The following is a 25436-nucleotide window of genomic DNA, read 5'->3' on the forward strand; positions in this document are numbered from 1 at the left end:
AAGTCGCCGACCGCCACTGAAGATTCGCGGTCACAGTCTGCCAGCCGCCGGGCACCGGGCATGGCCGGGAATGGCGGTCAAATCGGTGCCAATTCCGAGGCTGGGCGATATCGAGGCGATACGCGAGCGCGATCCTCGGGGGAGGGTCGCCAGCGAACGCGCGACGCGGGAACGGCTCCCCGCCGCGCGCCGGGGTGGGGTCAGCCGCTGGTCAGGCGCTGGATCAGGGCTTGCGTCGGGTAGCCGTCGGGGACCACGCCGATGCTGCGCTGGTAGGCCCGCAGGCCAGCGCGGGTGTTGGGGCCAACCAGACCATCCGGCGTCCCCACGTCGAAGCCGTGGGCGTTGAGCCCCTGCTGCATGCGACGAATGCGATCACGCGAGAGCGCCGGTTCGCCCCGCGGCCATTCGCCCTGGATCCCCGGTCGTCCGGCCAGCCGGTCCGACAGCGTGGCGACGGCCAGCGCGTAGCTGGTCGAGGCGTTGTAGCGCATGATCACGCGAAAGTTGGGCCCGACCAGAAACGCCGGCCCCTGGGCACCCGCGGGGGCGATCACCGAGGCCTGATCGAAGTCCGGCAGCGGCTGGCCGTCGAGGCGCTTCACCCCCTGGGCCTGCCACGCCTGGCTCGGGTGACGCACCGACAACTCGGTCTGGGAGTAATCGAAGCCGTCCGGTAACGTGACCTCGACACCCCAGGGTTGCCCTCGCTGCCAACCGGATGCATCCAGGTAGTTGGCCGTCGACGCCATCACGTCGGGAATGCTGCCCCAGATATCCCGGCGGCCATCACCGTCTTCGTCAACCGCGTAGGCCAGGAAGCTGCTCGGGATGAACTGGGTATGTCCCATCGCCCCCGCCCAGGAGCCTCGCATGCGATCCCGGTCGATATCGCCATTCTGCAATATCTTGAGGGCGGCCATCAGCTCGCCCTGCGCAAACGACTGGCGACGGCCGTCGAAACCCAGCGTCGAGAGCGCATCGATGGTCTCGAAGTCGCCGAAGTTGCTGCCGTAGTTACTCTCGATCCCCCAGATGGCAACGATGATTTCCCCGGGGACGCCGTATTGCCGGGTGACCTCATCCGCCGTGGTCCGGTTGGCGGCAAGGCGCTCGCGGCCATTGGAAACGCGCGACGCCGAGACGGCGCTGTCGAGATAGCTCCAGATCTGGCGGGTGAACTCGGGCTGGGAGCGATCGTGCTCGAGAATGCGGGGCTGGTAACTGGCTCGATCGAACGCTTCGGCCAGCGTCGCCCGATCGATCCCCTCGGCGGCCGCCCGCTGTCGGAACTGTTCGACCCAGGCGTCGAATCCGGCCGGATCCTGCACGCGCCCGGGATCCGTGGCGGCACCGGAACCGTTGTCGGTCTCCTCGGTCGCCGTCCGGGAGTCGGACGGGCTTGACGTCGTCCCCTGGGGAGCGCTGGAGGCGACCGTTTCGTCGGCGCGACCTTTCGACGCAGCATGGGTATCGGCGACGCTCTGACATCCCAGTAGCGCCAGCGAGAGGCAGAGCGAGAGTGCGGCGGGAGCCTTGACCGGTAGTGAACGCTTCACGGGACATATCCTTATGCTGAAGTGGTTCCAAGAGATGCTGGGCGCCGAAGCGGTTGTGCTGGCGGATTGCACCGCAGTGTAGCGTATCCCGCCGTGCAGGGGAGTGACTCGCGGCCGACGGCATCACGCCCTGCGCGAGGGCCGGAAAGCAGCGCCGCCCCCGGCGTTGCGCCCTTCCGTCGAGACCAGGCTGGAGGCCCCAGGTTGCCCGCGCCAGGACAGCCGCCACCCATCGCCACCTATGGCTAGGTGTATATCGGCGTGGTAAAGTCGGACCAACGCCACCATTCGGTTCCCATAATTTACTAATATTTTCAATAATTTCGCGCTCAGCGAATCATGACCAGGCGTTTACTGAAGGGAGGAGAGACACCATGCCGGGCCACATGCCTAGCCAGCTTTCGCTGACATGCGCGACCTGTCGTATTGGTGCCCCGACTCGTATCGGTGCCCAGACGCTGCCATCCATCGCTGCCACGATCACACTTCGGGGCCGGACCCCTGCCTGGATGCTGGCACCCCGCGGCGTCCGTCGTCCTTATCTGACCGATCCGCCCCAGCGACCCTGACCTGGCGACAGGTACGCCATGAGACCATGGGTACCGCCATCGCTGCTTGTCCGCAGAGGGCCACCCGCCTCGTCTCGCGCGGAGAAGGACATCATCGTCCCCGACGTCGACCATCCCCAAGACGCACGCCTCGTGCGACTGGCAACATCGCTTACACTGAGGCGAGCTAGGGGCGCGGATCGATCGCGACGGGCGAGAAACGAAGCTCGAGCGGGCCGGCTGCCACCATGAGGCAGATCGAGAAACGGGCCTCCCTGATCCAAGAATAGAGCGACAACTTCATGTCACTGCCGCTGATCGTTCTGCTGCCGCTACTGGGCAGCCTCGTACCGTTGCTGAGCAGTAACCGGCAACGCAATCTCAATGCCTGGTCCACCGCCCTGCTTCCCGCGATCGCGCTGGGCATCGTGATCGCCCATGCCCCGGGCGTGATTGCCGGTGAGGTCTACCACTCAAGCATGAGCTGGGTGCCGCAACTGGGCCTCGACCTGGCCTTCCGTCTCGACGGCCTCTCGCTGCTGTTCCTGCTGTTGATTCTGGGCATCGGCCTGCTGATCATTCTCTACTCGCGCTACTACCTGTCGCCCGAGGACAGCATGCCGCGCTTCTACGCCTACCTGATGCTGTTCATGACCTCCATGATCGGCATCGTGATGGCCGACAACCTGTTGCTGCTGTGGGTGTTCTGGGAGTTGACCAGCCTGTCGTCGTTCTTGCTGATCGGCTACTGGTATCACCAGAGCGAGGCACGTCGCGGCGCACGCATGGCGCTGGCGGTCACCGGCCTGGGCGGGTTGGCGATGCTGGCCGGTTTCCTGCTGATCGGCCATATCGTCGGCACCTTCGACCTGCAGACGGTGCTCGACAGCCGCGAGCTGATCCAGGCCGACCCGCGCTATCTGCCAGCGCTGCTGCTGGTGCTGCTCGGCGCGTTCACCAAATCGGCACAGTTCCCTTTCCACTTCTGGCTTCCGCATGCGATGGCCGCACCGACACCGGTCTCGGCGTTCCTGCACTCCGCCACCATGGTCAAGGCGGGCGTGTTCCTGCTCGCCCGCCTGCACCCCGCGCTGGCTGGCTCCCAGTTATGGCTCTACATCGTCACCCTCACCGGGCTGGTGACGATGATCTACGCCGCCTATTTCGCGCTGCTCAAGTACGATCTCAAGGGCGTGCTGGCGTTCTCCACCGTGAGTCACCTGGGCCTGATCACCATGCTGTTCGGGCTGGACAGCAAGCTGGCCGTGGTCGCGGGGCTCTTCCACATCATCAATCACGCGATGTTCAAGGCGGCGCTGTTCATGTCCTCCGGGATCATCGACCACGAGACCGGAACACGGGACATCCGCAAGCTGAGCGGGCTGCGCCGCAGCATGCCGATGACGGCGGCGCTGTCGGGCCTGGCCGCGGCCTCCATGGCGGGAGTGCCGCTGCTCAATGGTTTCATCTCGAAGGAGATGATGCTGACCGAGACACTGGAGAGTAGTCTGCTGGGCGGCCTGGCCTGGTTGATCCCGGTGCTGGCGACGCTCGGCAGCGTGCTGTCGGTGGCCTACTCGCTGCGTCTGATTCGGAATGTCTTCTTCGGCCCGGAAGCGAAGGAACTGCCCAAGGCGCCCCATGAAGCGCCGCTCCCGATGCGCCTGCCCATGCTGCTGCTGGTTGGCCTGTGCGTCGTTATCGGACTGATCCCGGCAGTGATCGTATCGGGAGTGCTGGATGCCGCCGCCCGGGCCACGATCCTGGCGCCGAGGCCGGAATTTCATCTGTCGATCTGGCACGGCTTCAACCTGCCGCTGCTGATGAGCGCCATCGCGCTGGCCGGCGGGGTCGGCATCTACGCCGTGCGCCGCAACCTGTTCAGCTTCCAGCGCCAGTTCCCGCAACGCAACGCGCTGATGATCTTCGAGCACAGCGTGCGCCGCCTGCTGCAATGGACCCAGGTCGCCATCGACCGGCTCGAGAACGGCTCGCTGCAGCGCTACATGCTGTGGCTGATCGTGGCGGTGCTGTTCCTCACCGGCAGCGGACTGCTGGATCTCGACCAGTTGCAGGGCTCGCGCCAGCCGCAGCCGCTCGACGGCCTGCTGCTCGCCGGCGCCGCCATCACGATCCTGGCGGGCCTGGGTACCGCCGTTCTCCACCGCCGCCGGCTGGTCTCGCTGATGATGCTGTCGGTCGTCGGGCTGATGGTGTCGCTGGCGTTCGCCCGCTTCTCCGCCCCCGATCTCGCGCTGACACAACTGGCGGTCGAAGTGGTGACCGTCATTCTGTTGATGCTGGCACTGTTCTTCCTGCCCCAGCGCACGCCCAAGGAGTCCACTGGCGCTCGCGTGGTGAGGGACGTGCTGCTGGCCGCCGGTTTCGGCGGCGTGGTGGCGAGCCTCAACTTCGCCCTGTTGACCCGGCCGCTGGACAGTATCTCCGGCTTCTTCCTCGACAACAGCGTCAGTGGCGGTGGCGGGCACAACGTGGTCAACGTCATCCTGGTCGACTTCCGCGGATTCGACACGCTGGGCGAGATCACCGTGCTCTGCATTGCCGCCATCGGCATCTACAAGCTGCTCAATCGCCTACGCCTGTTCATGCCATCGAGCGACAGCGAAGGTCGTCCCTGGTCCAAGGACCTGCATCCCATGCTGCTGGCGACCGTGTCACAGAGCCTGCTGCCGCTGGCGCTGCTGGTCTCGGTATTCATCTTCCTGCGCGGTCACAACGAACCTGGCGGCGGCTTCATCGCCGGTCTGGTGACGGCGGTCGCGCTGATTCTGCTCTACATCGCCCGTGGCGTGGACTGGGCCCAGCAGCGCCTCTCCTTCCAGTACCAACCCATCGCCGTGACGGGCGTGGCCATCGCCACGCTGACCGGCCTCGGCAGTTGGCTGTTCGGCCACAACTTCCTGACCTCCGCCTTCGGCCATTTCTCGATCCCCTATATCGGCGAGATCGAGCTGGCCACGGCGATGCTGTTCGATCTCGGGGTCTACCTGACGGTCGTCGGTGCCACGCTGATGATTCTGGCCAACCTGGGCAAACTGACCACGCGACACCGGCCCAGCAAAGAGAACGAAAAGGAGACCGTCTGATGGAAGCGCTCTACGCCACCGTAACCGGTTTCCTGGCCGCCAGCGGTCTCTATCTGGCACTGCGGGGCCGCACCTTTCCCGTGGTCGTGGGACTGACCCTGCTCTCCTATGCGGTCAACCTGTTCCTGTTCTCCACCGGCGGGCTCACCACCAACGGCGCGGCGGTCATCCGCGAAGGCGTCACCGACTACGCCGATCCGCTCCCCCAGGCACTGGTCCTGACCGCCATCGTGATCGGCTTCGCCATGACCGCGTTCTCGGTGATCCTGGCGATGCGCGTGCGCGGCGACCAGGGTAGCGATCAGGTCAACGATCAGCGCGGCGAAGAGCCGAAGGAGGAGAAGTCATGATGCATCATCTGATCGTGCTTCCGATCCTCCTGCCGCTCCTGAGCGGACTGCTGATGCTGGTCAAACGAGACTCGATCGTGCTGCCTCGGCGAGCAATCGCCTTGACCAGCACGGCGGCACTGCTGGTGATCAGCGCTGTACTGGTCATCCAGAGCGACAGCGGCGAGATCACCTACTACGCGCTGGGCGACTGGCAGCCCCCGTTCGGTATCGTGCTGGTGCTGGATCGACTCTCGGCGCTGATGGTCTGCCTGACAGCCTTTCTGGCCCTTGGCAGCGTCGCTTACGCCTGCGCCGGCGACGACCGCAAGGGCAGCAACTTCCATGGCCTGTTCCAGTTGCAGTTGATGGGGATCAACGGTGCTTTCCTGACCGGCGACATGTTCAACCTGTTCGTGTTCTTCGAGGTCCTGCTGATCGCCTCCTACTCGCTGCTGATGCATGGCGGCGGCAAGGATCGCACCCAGGCCGGCTTCCACTACGTGGCGCTGAACCTGGCCGGCTCGGCGATGTTCCTGATCGCGCTCGGCGTGCTCTACGGCACCACCGGTACGCTCAACATGGCGGACATGTCGCAGAAGGTCGCCGCGCTCGACCCAGACCGGCTCGGCCTGATCAAGGCGGGCGCGTTCCTGCTGCTGGTGGTGTTCGGTCTCAAGGCCGCGATCCTGCCGCTCTATTTCTGGCTACCGCGCGCCTACAGCAGTGCGCCGGCGCCGGTAGCGGCACTGTTCGCGATCATGACCAAGGTGGGCATCTACGCGATTCTGAGGGTCTACACGCTGATCTTCGGCAGCGGTGCCGGCGAGCTGGCGAATTTCGTTCAACCCTGGCTGTGGTGGTTCGCCTTGGCGACACTCGCACTCGGCGGCCTGGGCGTACTGTCGGCCCGCGACCTGCGCAACCAGGTGGCCTACCTGATCCTGATTTCGGTCGGCACCCTGCTGGTCGGGGTCAGCATGAATCGCGAGGCGCCTCTCGCCGCCCTGCTCTACTACATGATCCATACCACCCTGGTCAGCGGCGGGCTGTTCCTGCTGGCCGACGCGATCGGCGAGCAGCGCGGCAAGGCTGGCGCACGGATCGTCCCCGGCCGCGGCGTGACCCAACCGGCCTTGCTGGGGCTGTTCTACTTCATCGGTGCGGTCACGGTGATCGGCCTGCCGCCACTGTCGGGCGCCATCGGCAAGGCGCTGCTGCTGAATGCCGCGCTGCCGAGCGAGCAACCTTGGCTGTGGTCGCTGCTGTTGCTGTCGAGCCTGGCGGGGCTCGTCGCCATGGCGCGTAGCGGCTCGACCGTGTTCTGGAAGGCGGGGCGCGGCGACAGCGACGGCCCCAGGTTGAAGCCGGCGATGCTGGCGGGACTGATCCTGCTGCTCGGCGCGTCACCGGCATTATCGATTCTCGCCGGTCCAATCACGCGATTCACCGATGCCAGCGCCACTCAACTGCTCGATCACGACGCCTATGCCGAGGCGATCCTGTCCCGCAACATTGCCGGAGGTGACTCATGATTCCTCCCACTCGCTGGCTGCCGATGCCGGTACTATCCCTTTTACTGCTTGTGGTTTGGCTGTTGCTGCAGCAGAGCGTCGCGCTGGGGCAGTGGCTCCTCGGCGGTGTGCTGGCGATCCTGATCCCGGTGGTCTGCCGACCTTTCTGGGAGCGCCAGCCGACCATCAAGCGTCCTCTGAAACTGCTGGGCTACTTCTTACGTGTGCTGGGCGACATCGTGACCGCGAACATCCAGGTCTCGAAGTTGATTCTCGACCCCCGGGGCCAGATGCGACCGGCCTTCGTCGAATACCCGCTCACGCTGAGGGAGAATTTTCCGATCACCATCCTGGCCAGCACCATTACCATGACGCCGGGGACCGTCTCCGCCCACCTGCGGCTCGACGGCAGGACGCTGCTCATCCACGCGCTGGACGTGGCGGACACCAGGGCGTTGATCGATGAAATTCACCAGCGCTACGAGCGCCCCCTGATGGAGATCTTCGAATCATGATCGACATGGCCCTGTGGATCGCGCTGGCGCTGTTCTGCGCCGCCATCGTACTCAATTTCTATCGCGCCGTTGTCGGACCCAGCCTGCCGGATCGGGTACTGGCGGTGGACACCATGTACATGAACTCGATCGCGCTGATCGTCCTGTTCGGTATCTGGGTCAACAACAAGGACTACTTCGAAGCGGCGCTTCTGATCGCGATGCTGGGCTTCGTCAGCACCATCGCCATCTGCAAGTATCTGCTGCGCGGCGACATCATCGAATAGGAGGCGTGACGATGCTGGATACGATTATCGAGGGCGCGGTCGCCTTCATGCTCATTGCCGGTGGCGCGTTTGCGTTCATCGGCTCGCTGGGGATGACGCACCTCAAGGACTTCTACATGCGTCTCCACGGCCCTTCCAAGACGACGACACTGGGTGTCGGCTGCACCCTGATCGGCTCGCTGATCTACTTCAGCCGGGAAGACGGTCCGATCATCCAGGAACTGCTGATCACCATCTCCGCCTTCATCACCGCACCGGTATCGGCCCACATGCTGGCCAAGAGTGCGCTGCACCACAAACTGAAGCCGGATCCCCGCACCCGCGGCAACCCGGTCGAGCTGGAAAGCGATAAGCCCAGGCACACCATCGAGGAAGCCCCCCAGGGCGACTCGCCTCTGCCCTAGGAGAGCACCGCCGCCAGCGTCACCAGCCGGCGGTGTGCTGCTCGACCAGATGGGCCAGCAGGGCAACGTGTTCCGGACGCTCGTTGAGCGCCGGGATATAGCGGTAGCGCCCGCCCCCGGCCTGCTGGAAGTAGTGGCGGTTCTCGGCGTCGATCTCTTCCAGGGTCTCCAGACAGTCCGCCGCAAAGGCCGGGCTGATGACATCGACGCACTCGGTCTTGTCCGCGCCCCACGCCTTGAGCGTCTCGTCGGTGTAGGGCTTGAGCCACTCCTCACGGCCGAATCGCGACTGATAACTCTGAAACCACTCCCCTTCGCCGAGCCCCAGCGCCTCGGCCAATAGCCGGCTGGTGGTCTCGCAGTGCCTGGCATAGGGGTCGCCGTTGTCGACATAGCGCTTGGGGATACCGTGATAGGACATCAGCAGCCGACCGCGGTCGCCATTGGTCTCCCAGTGCTGGCGGACGCTGGCTGCCAGCGCCGCGATATAGTCCGGGTGGTCGTGATAGTCGCGTACGAAGCGCAGCTCCGGCAGATGCGGGCAAGGTTCCAACGCCTTGGCCAAGCGCTGGAATACCGCGCCGGTCGTGGTACGCGAGAATTGGGGATAAAGCGGCACCACCAGGATGCGCCCCACGCCGGCTTCGCGCAGCTTGAGTCCGGCCTCCTCCATGCTCGGCTTGCCGTAGGTCATCGCCAGCTCCACTGGGATGGCTTCGCCGGTGCGGGTGGCCAGCGATTCCCTCAACGCGCGCTGCTGGCGCCGTCCGATCGCCAGCAACGGTGACCCCTCCTCCTGCCAGACCGAGGCATAGGCCTTGGCAACCTTGGGCGGGCGAATTCGCAGGATGACGCCGTGCAGAATCGGCCACCAAAGCCAGCGTGGCGCATCGATGACCCGGGGGTCGCCGAGGAATTCTCCGAGGTATTCCCTCACGGCCTTGGCCGTAGGCGCCTCGGGCGTTCCCAGATTGACCAGCAGCACTCCATAACGGGCCGCCATAGCACCACTCCTTTCCCTGCCATCCTTTGATGAAATTCTACCAACATCGCTTGTACTTACCCGATCATCTTATACGATTAACACAATGTGTATAATTTATGGATAACTTCATGCCGCGTCCGCTGATCCTGGTTCTGGGTGATCAGTTGTGCGAGGAGCTGGAACCCCTCGCCAACGCCCCCGCCAATGCCGTTGTCGCTCTCTGCGAGGTCAAGGCGGAGGGGGAGTATGTCCCTCACCATCCTCAGAAGATCGTGCTGATATTGTCGGCGATGCGTCACTTCGCCGATACCCTGCGCGACAAAGGGTATCAGGTCCACTACAGCCGGCTCGACGACGACGACAACCGCCAGGATCTGCTACAGGAAGCCGAGCGACTCGCCGACGCCTATGGCTGCGACGAAATCCGGGTGACACATCCCGGCGAATGGCGGCTGCTGGAGCGTATCCAGGGTCGGGGCACGCGCTGGCGACTCTACGACGATACCCGTTTCTACTGCTCCATCGCCGAGTTCGGCGAGTGGCTGGAGGGACGCAGACGCTTTCGGATGGAAGACTTCTATCGTCAAATGCGCAAGCGTACCGGATTGCTGATGGAGGAGGACGAACCGGCCGGCGGACAGTGGAACTTCGATCACGACAACCGACAGCCCGTCGATAAACGCCTCCAGTTCCCCGAGCCGCCACGTCATCGTCGGGACGATATCACCCGCGAGGTCCAGGCACTGGTCGAATCGCAGTTCGGCGACCATTTCGGCACCCTGGATGGCTTCAACTGGGCGGTAACGCGACGCCAGGCACTGAGCGACCTGCGCCATTTCGTCGCCCACGCGCTACCCGACTTCGGCACCTACCAGGACGCTATCAGCGACGAGGACCCTTGGCTGTTTCACTCGCGACTCTCGGCGTCGCTGAACATCGGCCTGCTCTCTCCCCGCGAGGTCTGCGATGCCGCCGTGGAGGCCTGGCGGCGGGACGCGGCACCCATCAACGCCGTGGAGGGATTCGTGCGCCAGATTCTGGGCTGGCGCGAGTACGTCCGCGGCATTTATTGGCAACGCATGCCGCACTACAAGCGCGAGAACCGCCTCGACGCCCGACGTGGGCTGCCCGACTTCTACTGGACCGCCGACACGGATCTGCGCTGCGTCCGGCGCGCCCTGGAGATGACTCGGGATAACGCCTATGCCCACCATATCCAGCGCCTGATGATCACCGGCAACTTCGCGCTGCTTTGCGGAGTCGCCCCGGCAGCGCTCTGCGACTGGTATCTGGCGGTCTACGCCGACGCCTTCGAATGGGTCGAGCTGCCCAACACGCTGGGCATGACCCTCTACGCCGACGGGGGCTATCTCGGCTCCAAACCCTACTGCGCGTCGGGAAAATACATCGACCGCATGTCGGATCACTGCCGCCAGTGCCGCTATGACGTCAAGCAGGTCACCGGCAAGGACGCTTGCCCCTTCAATAGCTTGTACTGGCACTTTCTGGAGGGTCATCGCGAGCGTCTGCGGGGCAACCACCGCATGAAACTGATCTACGGGAGCTGGGATCGCATGCAGGAAGACAAGCAAGCGGCCATCCTCGACCAGGCAGAGCGATTCCTGCATTCGATCCACTTCGAGGCGCCCTATGGCCAAGGTGATCACGCAGAAGGCTATCGGCGGCGCTGAAGTCTGCAGATCCGCGAAGCCTGGCAGACCGGCATCGGTGTAAACGAGAGAAGAGAGAAGAGAGAAGAGAGACAGCATTCCCTCCAGAACATGGCAAGTCACTGCAGGACTCGCCGGAGGGAAATCAGGTTGGTGAATGGAAAATACGTCAGACTGGCGTCATCGAGACTATCGGTCCGGGATCAGAAAACCAGCGGCATCCGCGACAGCAGCGGATCGTGGTAGTGGGGCTCATGACCGACGATCTCGTCGTTGGCTACCTGCTGGACCAGATAGGCGCGATGGATACCGGCCTGTTTCAGTTCGCCGTAGACATCGTCGAGCGCGCGAAACAGCATCGGCTTGCCGCGTCGGGTCAAGGCCTGCGTGGTACCGTCGTGCGGCTCCAGCATGACCTGATAGTAGCGGCTGCCAGCATGGGCGATGACGCGGATCTCGAAGTTCTCGTGATGTCGTTGATAGTGCGCTAGCTCCTTGAGTTCCATGGTTCCCTCCTGTGGTGGTGTATGGAATCGTGTTCTGGATCGGGAGACGCTCCTTGCCGTCCCGTCGCGATACCCTGACAGTCAAATGTGACAAAGCTGTGACCAGGGCCTGTTCACACGATATGCCAGCGAGCCGCGTGGAGTGTGTGAACAGGTCCTAAGACGCCAAGACACGCCGATCGTTCACTCCCCGGCAGCCGCCGAACGGTGGTCCAGCGCCACCACGACCCGGCCGTTGGCGGCGCGCTTGGCCGCCGGCTTGAAGTGGCTCCAGAGATCGCCGAAGCTATCGACCCTGGCCTCGGCACCGAGGCGAAGCGCAATGATCGACAGGCGGACCAGCGGGAAAAAACGCCATTGATCGTAGCGGTCCTTGGCATGAAAGCCATCTTCCGCCCTGGCGTCGGCGGGAACCAGCGCGTGGCTCTCCACGCTGAAGCGGCGTTGTATGCCGGCCAGCCGACGGTGGAGATCCTTCCCATCATTCAGTAGCAGTATGAAGTCGTCACCGCCGAGATGGCCCAGAAAGTCTTCCCGCCCCAGCTCGCTTCTCACCAGATTCGCCAGCGCGAGGATCACTCGATCCCCCAAGGCGTAACCAAACCGATCATTGAAGGGCTTGAAGTTGTCGAGATCCAGATAGCAGGCGACGAACCCCCGAGCCTGGCGCTGGTAGTGTTCCAACGCCAACCTGATGGGGCGGTTGCCAGGCAGTTGGGTCAACGGATTGGCCTGGCGCGCCATCTGGACCTGCTGCTCGGTGAACAGTTGCAGCAGGTTGATGACGTGCCCCATACCCAGATAGCGGCCACCGTCGGTGATGATGAAATCCTCGTCGCGGGACGCCTCCTCTCGCCCCGTCACCTTGCGCGAGACTCGCTCCAGCGGCTCGTGGGCCTCCACGCAGAGCGCTTGAGTCCGCATCACCCTGGTGACGGGCTGACGGCCGTGAAGATCGAAACCGAAGCGTTTGCCGAGCAGCGCCATCAGTTGCTGACGCCCCAGAATGCCGATCGGTCGGCTCCGGCCATCGACGACCGCCAGCGCATTGGCATGCGGCAGACGGCTGAAGCGCTCGGACGCCTCCGCCACGCAGAGACCGGCGTCCAGCGCGGGCAGCGGCACACTGAGGCGCCGGATCTCTGTCGCGCCAGTGGCCGGGCGATGGTGGGCAGCCAGTGACGCCAGCCGGGCTTCGAGCGGCTCGCGTACCCGATGAGGAGCGGCATCGGGGCGCGCAAACAACCACCCCTGGCAATAATCCGCCCCCAGCTCGAGCAGGGTATCCAGTTCCCCCTCCCGCTCCACCCCCTCCGCAATGACACGGCTATCCATGCTGTGCGCGATATCGATGATGGAGCGGACGAAACGGCGCTTGACGGGGTTCTCGTCAAGGCGACTGACGAAGTGGCGATCCAGCTTGACGTAGTCGGGGTTGAGCTGGGACCAGAGTCGCAGGCCGGCGTAACCGTCTCCCAGGTCGTCCAGCGCGATGGAGAACCCCATAGACTGATAATGACGGGCAGCCTCGGCCACCAGGTCGGAATCGATCCCCGGCGACTGCTCGGTGATCTCGAGGACGATGCGTTCGGGCGAGAGACCGTGCTGGTGAAGAAGTGCCAGCGTCTGGCCGCCGAGATCCTCGGGATCGATCAGGACTTCCGGACTGGCGTTGAGGAACAGCAGCTCGCCGAGGCCGGTATTCACCCAACTCTCGATCGCCCGTTCTCGACATCCGCGCTCCAGTGCGGCAAGCAAGCCGCGTTCGCGGGCCGCCCGGAACATCGGGATCGGATTCGCATAGGGCGAGTCCCGCGGGCCGCGGGACAACGCCTCGTACGCCAGAATATGGCCGGTCGTGACGGAAACGATCGGCTGGAAATGAACGCTCAGATCTCGACGGGCGACGATCTCATCGAGGCAAGGGTTGCCGAGGGAAGCGGAGGGTGGGTTCATGAATGCCATGAAAGCGCAACATCATGACACAATAATGACACATGAAATTACAACAACATCCCGAAATGGCAGCGACTACTGATAAGCGGAGGGGTCGATCGCCTTGCCCAGAGAGTTGCGGTCGATCCACCTGCCCGCCTTCGCCTCCTTGTAGCGAAACACCACGCGATCACCGATGGCAACCGGCAGCTCGGCATCTTCCGTCTGATAACTGTAGAGTTCGCCATCGACCGTGAGCCAATGGCGGTAGAGATCGGGCATGCCCAGCCACTCCTTGAAGGGACCTTCCCGTTCCAGCTTTTCCAGCTGGCCACGTACCTCGATCTTGGGAACCCGCTGACGACGCCCCCGCTGAAATCCACCTGCCATGATTCGACTCCTTGATATCTTTCCCAAACACCGGCACCGCCGGCTTCTTCACTATCCGTTGACTTACTCGTAGTGCTGACCGTAGCTGTCCGGCGCCAGATCCTCGAATCGCGTGTACTTGCCGATGAAAGCCATGTGGACGGTGCCGATAGGACCGTTACGCTGCTTGCCGATGATCAGTTCGGCCAGCCCCTTGTTGTCGGGATTGTCGGAATTGTAGACCTCGTCGCGGTAGACGAAGGCGATGACATCGGCATCCTGCTCGATGGCGCCGGATTCGCGCAAGTCGGACATGACGGGGCGCTTGTTGGGCCGCTGCTCCAGCGAGCGGTTGAGCTGGGAGAGCGAAACCACCGGGCAGTTGAACTCCTTGGCCACGCCCTTCAGCGAGCGCGAGATCTCCGAAATCTCGGCGGTGCGGTTCTCGGACAGCCCCGGTACCTGCATCAGCTGTAGATAGTCGATCATCACCAGCCCGACATTGCCATGCTCGCGGGCGATGCGACGCACCCGCGACCGCAGCTCGTTGGGCGACAGCGCCGGCGTATCGTCGATGAACAGCTGCCGATCCTTGAGCAGGTTGACCGCCGAGGTCAAGCGCGGCCAATCCTCGTCCTCGAGCTGGCCGGTACGCACCCGCGTCTGATCGATTCGCCCCAGCGAAGAGAGCATACGTAGCATCAGCGATTCCGCCGGCATCTCCATCGAGAACACGATGACCGGCTTGTCGTTGGAAACCACCGCGTGCTCGACCAGATTCATGGCGAAGGTGGTCTTGCCCATGGAGGGGCGGCCCGCGATGATCACCAGGTCCGAGGGTTGCAGACCCGAGGTCATGTCGTCGAGATCGCGAAAACCGGTCGAGATCCCGGTCATCTGCCCCTTCATGTTGAACAGCTCGTCGATCCGGTCGACCGCCTTGGTCAGCAGGTCGCTCATGCCGATCGGCCCACCGAACTTGGGCCGCGACTCGCTGATCTGAAACACCAGGCGCTCGGCCTCGTTGACCAGTTCGTCCGGCGGCCGCCCTTCCGGCGAGTAGGCACTGTCGGCGATCTGACGCGAGGCCTGAATCAGTTTCCGTAGCGTCGCCCGCTCGCGGACGATATCGGCGTAGGCGCGGATGTTGCTGGCCGACGGCGTATTGCGGGCCAGCTCCGCCAGATAGGCGAGCCCCCCCACGCTCTCGAGCTGGTCGCGGCGCTCCAGCGCTTCCGACAGCGTGACGACATCGAGTGGGTGCGCGCTCTCGGCCAGTTCCGCCATCGCATTGAATGCCAGGCGATGCTCGTGACGATAGAAGTCGTCCGCGACCAGTCGCTCCGACACCGTGTCCCAACTGCTGTTGTCGAGCATCAGCCCGCCCAGCACCGACTGCTCCGCCTCGAGCGAGTGGGGCGGCATCTTCAGTTGGGCGGTTTCGTGATCATTGTCGACGCGTTGATTCATGCTTGGCGTTCATCCCGTGTCGCGCGCAGAACACACTGCAAAAGTCTGGCGCTCATTCTACCCAGTCGGCAGCCACCATCGCCACGCCCCCCGGCCATGAAAAAGGCACGCAGGGCGTAAACCCTGCGTGCCTTCGGCCAGACGTCTCGGCGACGGCGACGGTCGAGATTTACTCGGCCACCACCACCACACGGACGCTGGAAGTGACTTCGGCATGCAGCTGCAGCGCGATGTCGTATTCGCCGGTCTGGCGAAGCGGGCCTTCCGGCATGCGCACTTCGCTCTTGGCGACTTCGATGCCGGCCTGGGCCATGGCTTCGGCCAGATCGCGCGGGCCGATGGAGCCGAACAGCTTGCCTTCATCGCCCGCTTTCGCGACCAGAGACAGTTCGATTTCGGCGAGCTGCGCCGCACGAGTCTCGGCCTGGGCCTTGCGCTCTGCAGCCTGGGCTTCGAGCTCGGCGCGCTGCGCTTCGAACGCTTCGACGTTGTCTTTGGTTGCCGGCACGGCCAAGCCGTAGGGAACCAGGTAATTACGGCCGTATCCGGGCTTGACGGTGACCTTGTCACCCAGGTCGCCCAGCTTGCCGATGTTATCGAGCAGAATGACTTCCATTCTCGTGAACCTCTCGTCAATCACTGCGTGTCAGTCGACCGCGAAAATCCGCGAAGGTATCTACCAACGCCAACAGCAGTACAATCAGAATCGTGGGCCAGGTGGTCAACAGCAAGGCATAAAAGCCTACCAGCCAGAACCCGCTCATTCCCTTCAAACCGATAAACCCATGAACCAGTGCCACGCCGGCGACCAGCAGCGGAACCCAGGCCAGCAGACTGGCGGCGGGAACGGCCAGTACCATGCCCAGCGCCATCAATCCGACCAGCAGCAGGAGCTGTTTGCGCGATAGCCTCAGTGAATGAAACTCCTCGCGAAACCCGCCGGGGTTGTAAAGCCCCGCCTGCCAGCTGCGGGCCAGCGCCAGGCAGGCGATCCCGGCGAGTAGCACGACCAGGCCGGTTGCCCCGCCGATCACCAGCGTCGCCATCAACTCGGTATCGACGCCCTGCGCCGATAGCTGGTCGAGCATGCTGGCAACCTCCGACGAGCTCTGCCGCAGTTCCGCCAGCAATGGCGCGGTCCCTCCGGCCGGCACGAAGATGCCAAGCTGCACCAGCGCCATGCAGACCACGCTGCCAACGATGAGCGCTTCGGACCAGCGCATGCGTGACCGCAGCACTGTCGCCATCAACGTCACCAGCAGGATGCTGGCCAGCGGCACCGAATCGCCCTGCATCCACCACCAACCGGCGGGGAGAGCGGCGGCCATCAACACCGGCGCCGCCGTGGTCATGCCCCGGCGCAGGGTAACCAACCCGGCAACGGCGGCGCTGAACCAGAACAGCCACGGCACCAACGCTGTCAGTGCGGCCGCCGCTATCGCTTGTGGCGTACCGCGCATGATCCAACGTGCCAGTGCCAGCATGATGCCTCGCTATGGATTACCGATCGTGGACTACCGGATCAGGGTTTACTGGTGGCTGTCGGAGTACGGCAGCAGCGCCAGGTAACGTGCCCGCTTGATCGCGGTAGACAGTTGACGCTGGTAGCGCGCCTGAGTACCGGTAATACGGCTCGGGACGATCTTGCCAGTTTCGGTGACGTAGGCTTTCAGCGTATCGATGTCTTTGTAATCGATGTACTTCACGCCTTCGGCAGTGAAGCGGCAGAACTTACGGCGACGGAAAAAACGTGCCATGAGAGTCTCTCCTTAGCGAAATCGAATCAGTTGGTTTCGGCGGTGGTTTCGGAACGCTCGGGGCGCTCTGAACGCTCACGATCGCCACGCTCGGAGGGCTTGTCGTCACGGCGACGGCTCTTCTCTTCGGCCGGCTTCATCATCGGCGAGGCTTCGGTAACAGCCTCTTTGTTGCGCACGATCATGCTGCGGATGATGGCATCGTTGAAGCGGAAGATGTTCTCGATCTCGTCGAGGGTCTCGCCGCTGCACTCGATGTTCATCAGCACGTAGTGTGCCTTGTGGATCTTGTTGATCGGGTAGGCCAGGTGGCGACGGCCCCAATCCTCGAGACGATGTACGGTACCGCCGTTCTCGGTCACGAGGCTGGTGTAGCGCTCGACCATGGCCGGAACCTGCTCGCTCTGGTCCGGGTGGACCATAAACACGATTTCATAATGACGCATATTAGCTCCTTGCGGTTTGGCAGCTTCCGCGCGGTGATGCTCCTGAAGAGATGACCACCACGAGAAGCAAGGAGTCGATACCGGGGGAACGGCGCTATGCCCGCTCACGATCCCGGATATTCAGACCAATTGGCGATTCGCCCGGACAGGCCTGGGCGGGAGTCGCGTTCCATGAGCATAGCCTGCCCACAGAACCGCGCAATTGTAGAGACCAAGCCCCGTCAGCGCAAGTTTAACCGGCGCCCCGGGCCCGCTGGCGTACCGCCTCGAACAGACAGATGCCGGTGGCGACCGAGACATTGAGACTGGAGACACCGCCCTGCATCGGCAGCTTGACCAGCCCATCGCAGGCCTCGCGAGTCAGACGGCGCATCCCCTTGCCCTCGGCGCCCATCACCAGGGCACAGGGCACGGTGAAATCGGCATCGTACAGGAGCGAGTCCGCTTCGCCGGCGGTACCGGTGATCCAGACCCCCTGCTGCTTGAGCTTTTCCATGCAGCGAGCGAGATTGGTGACCTGAAACACCGGCACCAGTTCCGCCGCCCCGCAAGCCACCTTGCGCACCGTCGCGTTGAGCGGCGCGGACTTGTCCTTGGGCACGATCACGCCATTGACCCCGGCGGCGTCGGCGCTGCGCAGGCAGGCTCCCAGATTGTGGGGATCGGTGACACCATCCAGTATCAGCAATAGCGGCGGCCGGCTGGCCTGCCATTGCTCGAGCCGCCACCACAAGGTCGTTTCGCTCTCGGCGACCAGCGGCTCGCAGAAACCGATCACGCCCTGGTGGGAAGCCTGATGGGAAACACTGTCGAGCGCCTCGCGCGCCATTCGTCTCAGCTCGCAGCCCGCCGCGTGGGCCTGCTGCAGGAGAGCCTCCAGACGTTGCTCGGCATGGCCTTGCTGAACCCACAGCACTTTCGGCGGCTGGCCGCGTTCGAATAGCGCGCGAACGGCGTGAACGCCGTAGACGGGCTCCAGCCCGTCCGGCATGCGAGGCAGCTCGCGCGGCTTCGCCGAGGTGCGGCGATTCGTAGGACGACTCATCTCGGCTGGCACCTGCTGGAAGGCTGGCCGATGGCCGCCGTCATCGCTTGCCACCGCGCTGACGCGGGCCGCGGGAACGACGCTTGCCACCTTCGTCGCCGCCCTCCGCTGCTCCCTGGCGCTCGCGCTTGCCCGGACGACTCTTGCGTGAAGAGGGCTTCTTGGCAGGTGCCCCAGCGGCAGGGACATCGCCACCGGGCTTCTGACCACGCGGCGTGCGGCGGTGGCGCGGCGCCGCGTCGGCAAGATCGAAATCGATCTTGCGGTCGTCGAGATCGACCCGAGCGATACGCACGGTGACGCCGTCTCCCAGACGATAAGCGACCCCGCTGCGCTCACCCTTGAGGCGGTGTTTTTCCGCTTCGTAGTGATAGTAGTCGGACGGCAGCGACGTCACGTGCACCAGCCCTTCCACGTAGACGTCGTCGAGCCGCACGAAGATCCCGAACTGCGTGACCGAGGCGATGGTGCCCTCGTAGACCTCGCCGACCTTGTCGGAGAGGAACTCGCACTTCAGCCAATCGGTGACATCGCGTGTCGCCTCGTCGGCGCGACGTTCGGTCATCGAGCAGTGCTCGCCCAGCTCGACCATCTGCTCGAAGGTGTACGGGCACCAGATCGAGGGCTTCTCGACCGGCGCCCCCTCCGCCCGCTGCACGGTCTGGGTCTGACGCGGGCCGCGAATGACCGATCGGATCGCGCGATGTACCAGCAGGTCGGGATAGCGCCGGATCGGCGACGTGAAATGCGCGTACGCCTGGTAAGCGAGACCGAAGTGCCCGTCGTTCTGCGGCGAGTAGACCGCCTGGCTCATCGAGCGCAGCATGACGGTCTGGATGATGTCGAAGTCGGGACGCCCCTGGATCACCTCCCGCAGTGCCTGGTAGTCCTTGGGCGTCGGTTCGTCACCGCCGCCCAGGGTTAGTCCCAGTTCACCCAGGAACACGCGCAGATTTTCCAGCCGCTCAGAAGCCGGCGACTGGTGGACGCGATAGAGCGCGGGTAGGTCGTGCTTGTCGAGGAAGCGCGCCGTGGCGACGTTGGCCGCCAGCATGCACTCCTCGATCAACTTGTGGGCGTCGTTGCGCGTGCGCGGCACGATCTTCTCGATCTTGCGCTCGTCGTTGAAGACGATCTGCGTCTCCGTGGTCTCGAAATCGATGGCGCCACGTACTTCGCGCGCCTGGCGCAGGACCTTGTAGAGCGCATGCAGGTTCTCCAGCGACGGCACCAGCTCGCGGTAGCGCTCTCGAAGTGCCGCCCCTTCGTCGCTGTCCGGCTCCTCCAGCATTGCGCCGACCTGGTTGTAGGTCAGCCGGGCATGAGACTGGATCACCGCCTCGTAGAACTTGTAGCGGCTGATGGTGCCGTTCTGGGAGATGTTCATCTCGCAGACCATGGTCAGGCGGTCGACATGCGGGTTGAGGGAGCAGAGCCCGTTGGAGAGCAGCTCCGGCAGCATCGGCACGACCTGCCCGGGGAAATAGACGGAGTTGCCGCGGATGTAGGCCTCGTTGTCGAGTGCACTGCCGCCGCGAACGTAGTGGGAGACGTCGGCGATCGCCACGACCAGCTTCCAGCTCCCGGACTTGGTCTTCCAGGCGCAGACGGCGTCGTCGAAATCCTTGGCATCCTCGCCGTCGATGGTCACCAGCGGCATCTCGCGGAGATCGATTCGCGCCGTCTTGTCCTCCTCCTTCACCTCGGCGGACATGCCGGCGATCTGCTCGTCCACTTCCGGAGGAAACTCCGCGGGAATATCGTGGGAGCGAATCGCGATGTCGATCTCGAGCCCGGGATCCATCCGCTCTCCCAGAACCTCCACCACTTCACCTACCGGCTGCTTGCGGGTCTCCGGCTGCTGGGTGATGTGGACGGAAACGATCTGTCCGTCCTTCGCCCCACCGCTGACGCTGTGGGGAATGATCACTTCCTGGCTGATCCGTGAATTCTCGGGGATCAGCACCGCGAACTCGGAACTGTTCTGGCGGAACACGCCAACCAGCGTCTGGGTGTTGCGGGCCAGCACCTCGGCGATGGTGCCCTCGGCGCGACCTCGACGATCCTTGCCGCTGACGCGGGCCAGCACCACGTCGCCATCGAACACGCGGCGCATCTGGCGCGGCGGCAGTACCAGGTCGGGTTTGACGCCATCGTGACGAATCAGGAAGCCCATGCCGTCACGGTGCCCCTGAACGCGTCCCTTGATCAGATCGAGCTTGTCGATCAGGGCATAGGCGCCGCGACGATCCTTGAGAATCTGGCCGTCACGCTCCATCGCCGCCAGCCTGCGGCGCACGGCTTCCAACTGGTTGTCGTCCTCGAGCCCCAGCATGGCACTCATGTCTTCATGAGTGATCGGCTTGCCGTAGCTCTCCAGCCGTGCCAGCAGATACTCGCGACTGGGCACGGGGTTGTCATATTTTTCCGTTTCACGAGCCGCGTGCGGATCGTCATCCAACGTCCAATGAGTCATGCAACCATCGTCCTTGCGTTGAGCCTGCTGGGCCTAGGCGGTAGAGAGAATTCACGCGGCGGGCGGCCTGAGCCGTTCAATCTTTTTGGATTCATTCTCCAAGTATAGCGTTCACGCCTGTTCGACCCAACCATGCGCTGCCAAACGGCCAAGATCGGGGTCGATGACCAGACATGGGAACCGCCTTGGGCCCGTTCGGGCGTAAGCCCAACCGCTGTCACCGGACGCTTGCATTCGGATGCAAAATCGGTATTATGCATCGCGCCTTGGCCCAGATGGCGGAATTGGTAGACGCGCTAGCTTCAGGTGCTAGTGTCCTTACGGACGTGGAGGTTCAAGTCCTCTTCTGGGCACCATCGCTTTCGGCGATGGTCATTTTGAATGTACAAGGCCGGTTTGGCCCGGATGGCGGAATTGGTAGACGCGCTAGCTTCAGGTGCTAGTATCCTTACGGATGTGGAGGTTCAAGTCCTCTTCCGGGCACCATTCCAGCGGAGTTTTCCCAACTCCAGGCAGCACCCGATACATGACACGCCCAGGTGGCGGAATTGGTAGACGCGCTAGCTTCAGGTGCTAGTATCCTTACGGATGTGGAGGTTCAAGTCCTCTCCTGGGCACCACGTGTCATGATCGTTTCCTCTTGAGACTCTCCCCGCGCAAGCGCTGTATTACCATCACTCCCGCACGTCCCTTATTTTCCGCGATCCGTTGGAGATGACATCGCCCTCAGCGATATCGCCCAGGCCGCGTCGAGACCGCTTCGAGCCCCCAGCCTTCCTTGTCTACCCGGCCTTCCAGTTGGCGCTCGACGGGATCGGCCAATTGAGGGAAGAAATCCAGGCCGGTCCGCGCCTCGATCTCGTCGATCGTGACCACAAAACGGGCGAGAGGCTCGTTGCCATCGACGCTCTGTGGCATCAGAAACGCCAGCGCACGAGGTGTCGCCCCGGGCGCGATCAGTATCTTGTAGAACCCCACGGGAATTTGCGAAAACCCGACCCGATGCAGCAACTGGTCATCGTAGACCGGCCCGGTGACGACCCAGACGCGCCCGAACCTGGGTACGAAATCGTCGATGACCGCCTCCTCCAGGCGCTGCCATAGCTGCCGATTGAGCTTGGGTCGCTGCGGCGTGATGTTGGTCATCAGGAAGCTGGCCATCTGCGCATCCCGCCCATGGACGACCGACATCGCGTAGTTCGGCGCCAGATGCCCCCGGTCATAGCCGCTGCGAGTGTAGTCGTTGCTGCTGATCGGCCATAGGCTGCGCCAGTCGGATTCGAACCGGTCGGGCCTTGGAAGGCTGTGGGGATCGTCGACCCGATTCAACACGTAGCCAACCCAGAGTGGCCCAGCCCGAACGTCCGACCACCCCAACAGGAAGCCATCGTTGCGCAGTACGCGGTTCCAGCCCCGCCAGTCGTTCCACTGCCACTCGGGTACGCCCATCCAGCTCAACTGATCGCGGACATCTCCCTCCTGCCAGTACCACAACCCGCTGATGACGACGACGAAGATCAGGCCAATCCGGGACGAGCGAGCCAGTTGCCCCAGCAGCCCCCGCTTTCGACGACGCGCCACCCCGACTTACAGGCCGACGGAGAACATGGCGTCGAGATCGTGGCGCGAGTGCACCTGCATGGCGTTGAGCGTTTCGGTGTCACGGATGCCCTCGACGCTCATCAGCCGTTCGGTCACCAGCGAGGCGAGGGATTCGAAATCCCGTGTCCGGGCGATGGCAATGAGGTCGTAGCGACCGCAGGTCGAATAGACTTCGCTGATGCCCTCGAGGTCGGCCAGGCGCTCGGCGACACCCCGTATCCGGCCCTTTTCGACATTGATCAGAATGACGGCGTTCTGCATTTCCCTCTCCCACCGGCGTTCGGCCTTTCGCGAGGCCCCAAGAATGAATGATCCGGCGCGAGTATATCAGCTCTCGGACCAACCGCCTTCCAGCGTCAGCAGCGCGCGCTTCAGCGACTCGCCACCGCTGTAGCCGCCCATTCCCCGGGCGGCGACGACTCGGTGGCAGGGAATGAACAACGGCAGCGGATTGGCTCCCACCGCACCGCCGATCGCCTGCGCCGCGCCATCCTTGCCCAGGCGATGCGCCATCTCGCCATAGGTGCTGGTCCGCCCGTATGGGATACGCAACAGGCCCTGCCAGACCTGCAGCTGGAAATCGCTCCCCTCGGGCGCCAGCGTGACATTGAAGCTCCGCCGTCGCCCCGCCAGGTAAGCGTCGAGCTCGGCCCGGGCCTGGGCAAAGAAACCGGCGTCCTCCTGCCAGCTCGACTCCGGCGTCCCGGAACGGGAACTCCCGGGCAGGCGCAGTTCGCGCAAGCCTTGCTCGTCCCCCACCAGCATCATCTCTCCATGATCGGTCACAAACTGGACATAGCGCATAATCGACCCTTGGTGACACCGTGAATGGCGAAATTGACCGGCAGCGGATGGCGGCTGCGGATGTATTGTGACAATGTCACGACACATCGCATACTTCCAGTCATCCAGAAGCGGTGTGCGTCAGGGCAACGAACTGGAGACGGGTCATGCAGGAACCGGCGAAAAAGAGGACGAGAGAGGCCGGGGGGTCGCCGAACGGCGAAGGGCGTCGCCGCTTTCTGCGCCACGGCATGTGCGCCTCCGGCCTGCTGTTGCTGGGCTGGCGGGGCCTGCCTGCCCTGGCGCAGGACAAGCCGATGCTGGACCCCCATGCCTATCAAGCCAGGGCGCTCGATTATGTCGAGGACGCCGCGAACGCTGAGGGCAATCCCGCCTATCGGACGGGTCGGCGCTGCGCCAACTGCGACTTCTTCACCGCGTCGAGCCAGGCGTGCGGTCTGTTTCCCGACCACCGGGTCGCCAGCGATGGCTGGTGCAGCGGCTGGACGGCCAGCGCGTCCTGACGTCACCCCCGGCGGCGGGCCCAGAGTTCATGCCGACTCGCGATTCGACTCCGGAATCGGCCACTGGTAGCGACGCACGACCTCACCTTCCTCCATCGACTCGAGCTTGATCGGAAACCCCCAGAGCTGGTGCAGATGACGCATCACCGGGAACAGGCTCTGCCCCAGCGGCCGACGCCGGTCCTGCACGTGACGAAGCGTCAATGAACGGTCGCCGCGGATGTCGGCTTCCCACACCTGGATATTGGGTTCCCGGGCCGACAACGCGTACTGCACGCTCAGCGCCTCGCGGATGCGACGATAACCTCGATCATCGTGAATCGCCTCGATCTGCAGGCTGTCGTCACGATCGTCGTCGACCAGGCTGAACAACTTGAGATCGCGAATCACCTTGGGTGACAGGAACTGCTGGATGAACGACTCGTCCTTGAAGTTCTGCATCGCGAAATGCAGCGTCTCCAGCCAGTCGCTGCCGGCAATGTCCGGGAACCATTCGCGGTCCTCGTCGGAGGGCGACTGACAGATGCGCTGAATGTCACTGAACATCGCGAATCCCAGCGCGTAGGGATTGATGCCGTTGAAATAGGGACTGTCGAAACCCGGCTGGCTGACCACGGACGTGTGGGACTGAAGGAACTCCAGCATGATGCCTTCATCGATCAGCCCGTCGTCGTACAGGCGATTCATCAGCGTGTAGTGCCAGAAGGTGGCCCAACCCTCGTTCATCACCTGGGTCTGGCGCTGCGGATAGAAGTACTGGGCCAGCTTGCGCACGATGCGCACGATCTCGCGCTGCCAGGGCTCCAGCAGTGGTGCATTCTTCTCCAGGAAATAGAGCAGGTTTTCCTGCGGCTCACTGGGGTAGCGATCGTGTCTGTGCAGCCCCAGGGGATCGTTCTCGAAGTCGTGCGACGGCGGCTGGACCAGGCCACTGACCGGAGCCGGAATCGTGCTCCAGAGACGGTTGACCTGGGTCTGGAGATAGGCCTCGCGCTCGTCCTGGCGCCGCACCTCTTCCTCGGCGGAGACCGGCGAGGGGCGCTTGTAGCGGTCGACGCCATAATTCTGCAGCGCATGGCAGGCGTCGAGAAGCTGCTCTACCGCCTCGACGCCATGCCGCTCTTCGCACTTGGCAACGTATTTACGGGCGAAAACGAGATAATCGACGATCGCCGAAGCGTCCGTCCACGCACGGAACAGGTAGTTGCCCTTGAAGAACGAGTTGTGGCCGTAGCAGGCATGGGCGATGACCAGCACCTGCATCATCAGCGAGTTCTCCTCCATCAGGTAGGCGATGCAGGGGTCGGAGTTGATCACCAGCTCGTAGGCCAGCCCCATCTGTCCCCGGCGATAGGCCTGCTCCACCGACAGGAACTGCTTGCCGAACGACCAGTGATGGTAGCCGATCGGCATGCCCACGCTGGCGTAGGCATCCATCATCTGTTCGGAGGTAATGATCTCGATCTGGTTGGGATAGGTATCCAGCCGATACTCCCGCGCCAAGGCGCCAATGGCATGTTCGTAGGCTTCCAGCGCCTCGAAGTTCCAGTCCGAACCGGTGGCAATGGGCTCGCGTCGCGTCATCGCTCTCTATCTCCTCGCTGCGTTACGTCACCAGGCCTTTGC

At 63.6% G+C, this 25436-nt stretch carries 24 protein-coding genes and 3 tRNA genes; 11 read left to right on the forward strand and 16 right to left on the reverse strand.

Annotated elements, in window-relative coordinates:
• Positions 1-200: 200 nt before the first annotated feature.
• The gene (locus DOM54_RS09000; RefSeq protein WP_240613833.1) at positions 201-1559 is read right to left on the reverse strand and encodes a lytic murein transglycosylase; all 1359 of its coding nucleotides are present in this window, start codon (positions 1557-1559) and stop codon (positions 201-203) included.
• A gap of 850 nt (positions 1560-2409) precedes the next feature.
• On the opposite strand from DOM54_RS09000, the gene DOM54_RS09005 reads away from it, so the two are divergent.
• Genes DOM54_RS09005 through DOM54_RS09030 form a run of 6 tightly spaced genes read left to right on the forward strand, consistent with a single transcriptional unit; the run spans position 2410 to position 8242 of the window.
• Positions 2410-5214: a monovalent cation/H+ antiporter subunit A gene (locus DOM54_RS09005; RefSeq protein WP_110716019.1), complete on the forward strand. Its 2805-nt coding sequence runs from the start codon at positions 2410-2412 to the stop codon at positions 5212-5214.
• The gene (locus DOM54_RS09010; protein ID WP_110716020.1) at positions 5214-5564 is read left to right on the forward strand and encodes a Na+/H+ antiporter subunit C; all 351 of its coding nucleotides are present in this window, start codon (positions 5214-5216) and stop codon (positions 5562-5564) included. The genes DOM54_RS09005 and DOM54_RS09010 overlap by 1 nt, the downstream gene beginning before the upstream one ends.
• Positions 5561-7078, forward strand: coding sequence for a monovalent cation/H+ antiporter subunit D (locus tag DOM54_RS09015; RefSeq protein ID WP_110716021.1), 1518 nt, complete (start codon positions 5561-5563; stop codon positions 7076-7078). The genes DOM54_RS09010 and DOM54_RS09015 overlap by 4 nt, the downstream gene beginning before the upstream one ends.
• Positions 7075-7572, forward strand: a complete 498-nt coding sequence (locus DOM54_RS09020) for a Na+/H+ antiporter subunit E (RefSeq protein WP_110716022.1) — start codon at positions 7075-7077, stop codon at positions 7570-7572. Before DOM54_RS09015 ends, DOM54_RS09020 begins: the two co-directional genes overlap by 4 nt.
• Complete coding sequence (locus DOM54_RS09025; protein WP_110602547.1) at positions 7569-7838, forward strand: K+/H+ antiporter subunit F; 270 nt, start codon at positions 7569-7571, stop codon at positions 7836-7838. The genes DOM54_RS09020 and DOM54_RS09025 overlap by 4 nt, the downstream gene beginning before the upstream one ends.
• Before the next feature lie 11 nt (positions 7839-7849).
• Positions 7850-8242 carry a Na+/H+ antiporter subunit G gene (locus DOM54_RS09030; RefSeq protein WP_206019061.1) on the forward strand — a complete coding sequence of 131 codons (393 nt, stop codon included), beginning with the start codon at positions 7850-7852 and terminating at the stop codon, positions 8240-8242.
• A gap of 19 nt (positions 8243-8261) precedes the next feature.
• Here DOM54_RS09030 and hemH read toward each other — a convergent pair whose 3' ends face one another.
• On the reverse strand, positions 8262-9245 hold the full coding sequence (gene hemH, locus DOM54_RS09035; RefSeq protein ID WP_110716023.1) for a ferrochelatase: 984 nt from the start codon (positions 9243-9245) through the stop codon (positions 8262-8264).
• Between the two features lie 110 nt (positions 9246-9355).
• Here hemH and DOM54_RS09040 point away from each other — a divergent pair, with 110 nt between their 5' ends.
• Complete coding sequence (locus DOM54_RS09040) at positions 9356-10918, forward strand: cryptochrome/photolyase family protein (protein ID WP_110716024.1); 1563 nt, start codon at positions 9356-9358, stop codon at positions 10916-10918.
• A gap of 182 nt (positions 10919-11100) precedes the next feature.
• On the opposite strand, the gene DOM54_RS09045 is transcribed toward DOM54_RS09040, so the two are convergent.
• The 10 genes from DOM54_RS09045 to rnr form a co-directional block, all read right to left on the reverse strand.
• On the reverse strand, positions 11101-11403 hold the full coding sequence (locus tag DOM54_RS09045; protein ID WP_110716025.1) for a DUF6482 family protein: 303 nt from the start codon (positions 11401-11403) through the stop codon (positions 11101-11103).
• 183 nt (positions 11404-11586) lie between these two features.
• Positions 11587-13368 (reverse strand): bifunctional diguanylate cyclase/phosphodiesterase, encoded by a 1782-nt coding sequence (locus DOM54_RS09050; protein ID WP_110716026.1) that lies wholly within the window; start codon positions 13366-13368, stop codon positions 11587-11589.
• 66 nt (positions 13369-13434) lie between these two features.
• A complete protein-coding gene (locus DOM54_RS09055) occupies positions 13435-13728 on the reverse strand; it encodes a hypothetical protein (RefSeq protein WP_110602539.1) in 294 nt (97 codons plus the stop codon).
• Positions 13729-13791: 63 nt separating this feature from the next.
• On the reverse strand, positions 13792-15177 hold the full coding sequence (dnaB, locus tag DOM54_RS09060; RefSeq protein ID WP_110716027.1) for a replicative DNA helicase: 1386 nt from the start codon (positions 15175-15177) through the stop codon (positions 13792-13794).
• A gap of 169 nt (positions 15178-15346) precedes the next feature.
• Positions 15347-15793, reverse strand: a complete 447-nt coding sequence (gene rplI / locus DOM54_RS09065; RefSeq protein ID WP_071231349.1) for a 50S ribosomal protein L9 — start codon at positions 15791-15793, stop codon at positions 15347-15349.
• A gap of 16 nt (positions 15794-15809) precedes the next feature.
• Positions 15810-16661, reverse strand: coding sequence for a hypothetical protein (locus DOM54_RS09070; RefSeq protein ID WP_110716028.1), 852 nt, complete (start codon positions 16659-16661; stop codon positions 15810-15812).
• Positions 16662-16706: 45 nt separating this feature from the next.
• Positions 16707-16934: a 30S ribosomal protein S18 gene (gene rpsR, locus DOM54_RS09075; protein WP_035472385.1), complete on the reverse strand. Its 228-nt coding sequence runs from the start codon at positions 16932-16934 to the stop codon at positions 16707-16709.
• 26 nt (positions 16935-16960) lie between these two features.
• Entirely contained in the window at positions 16961-17380 is a 420-nt protein-coding gene (rpsF, locus tag DOM54_RS09080) for a 30S ribosomal protein S6 (RefSeq protein WP_110602534.1), read from the reverse strand.
• Between the two features lie 232 nt (positions 17381-17612).
• The gene (gene rlmB, locus DOM54_RS09085; protein WP_110716089.1) at positions 17613-18425 is read right to left on the reverse strand and encodes a 23S rRNA (guanosine(2251)-2'-O)-methyltransferase RlmB; all 813 of its coding nucleotides are present in this window, start codon (positions 18423-18425) and stop codon (positions 17613-17615) included.
• Positions 18426-18465: 40 nt separating this feature from the next.
• Positions 18466-20901, reverse strand: coding sequence for a ribonuclease R (gene rnr, locus DOM54_RS09090; RefSeq protein WP_110716029.1), 2436 nt, complete (start codon positions 20899-20901; stop codon positions 18466-18468).
• Positions 20902-21170: 269 nt separating this feature from the next.
• Between rnr and DOM54_RS09095 the strand changes: the two genes are divergently transcribed.
• From DOM54_RS09095 to DOM54_RS09105, 3 genes are all read left to right on the forward strand, one after another.
• Positions 21171-21257 (forward strand) — tRNA-Leu (locus DOM54_RS09095).
• 43 nt (positions 21258-21300) lie between these two features.
• A tRNA-Leu gene (locus DOM54_RS09100) sits at positions 21301-21387 on the forward strand.
• Positions 21388-21434: 47 nt separating this feature from the next.
• A tRNA-Leu gene (locus tag DOM54_RS09105) sits at positions 21435-21521 on the forward strand.
• Positions 21522-21627: 106 nt separating this feature from the next.
• Here the strand turns inward: DOM54_RS09105 and DOM54_RS09110 are convergent.
• From DOM54_RS09110 to DOM54_RS09120, 3 genes are all read right to left on the reverse strand, one after another.
• Positions 21628-22482, reverse strand: coding sequence for a DNA/RNA non-specific endonuclease (locus tag DOM54_RS09110; RefSeq protein WP_240613834.1), 855 nt, complete (start codon positions 22480-22482; stop codon positions 21628-21630).
• 6 nt (positions 22483-22488) lie between these two features.
• Positions 22489-22764, reverse strand: coding sequence for an Lrp/AsnC family transcriptional regulator (locus DOM54_RS09115; RefSeq protein ID WP_110602523.1), 276 nt, complete (start codon positions 22762-22764; stop codon positions 22489-22491).
• A 66-nt stretch (positions 22765-22830) separates the two neighbouring features.
• Complete coding sequence (locus DOM54_RS09120; RefSeq protein WP_110716030.1) at positions 22831-23307, reverse strand: methylated-DNA--[protein]-cysteine S-methyltransferase; 477 nt, start codon at positions 23305-23307, stop codon at positions 22831-22833.
• 146 nt (positions 23308-23453) lie between these two features.
• Between DOM54_RS09120 and DOM54_RS09125 the strand changes: the two genes are divergently transcribed.
• Positions 23454-23810 (forward strand): high-potential iron-sulfur protein, encoded by a 357-nt coding sequence (locus DOM54_RS09125; protein ID WP_110716031.1) that lies wholly within the window; start codon positions 23454-23456, stop codon positions 23808-23810.
• 27 nt (positions 23811-23837) lie between these two features.
• Here DOM54_RS09125 and DOM54_RS09130 read toward each other — a convergent pair whose 3' ends face one another.
• Positions 23838-25394, reverse strand: a complete 1557-nt coding sequence (locus DOM54_RS09130; RefSeq protein ID WP_110716032.1) for a SpoVR family protein — start codon at positions 25392-25394, stop codon at positions 23838-23840.
• Positions 25395-25436: the final 42 nt, after the last annotated feature.

It is taken from the genome of Salinicola acroporae (assembly GCF_003206615.1).
In the GTDB taxonomy this organism is placed as follows: Bacteria; Pseudomonadota; Gammaproteobacteria; order Pseudomonadales; family Halomonadaceae; genus Salinicola; species Salinicola acroporae.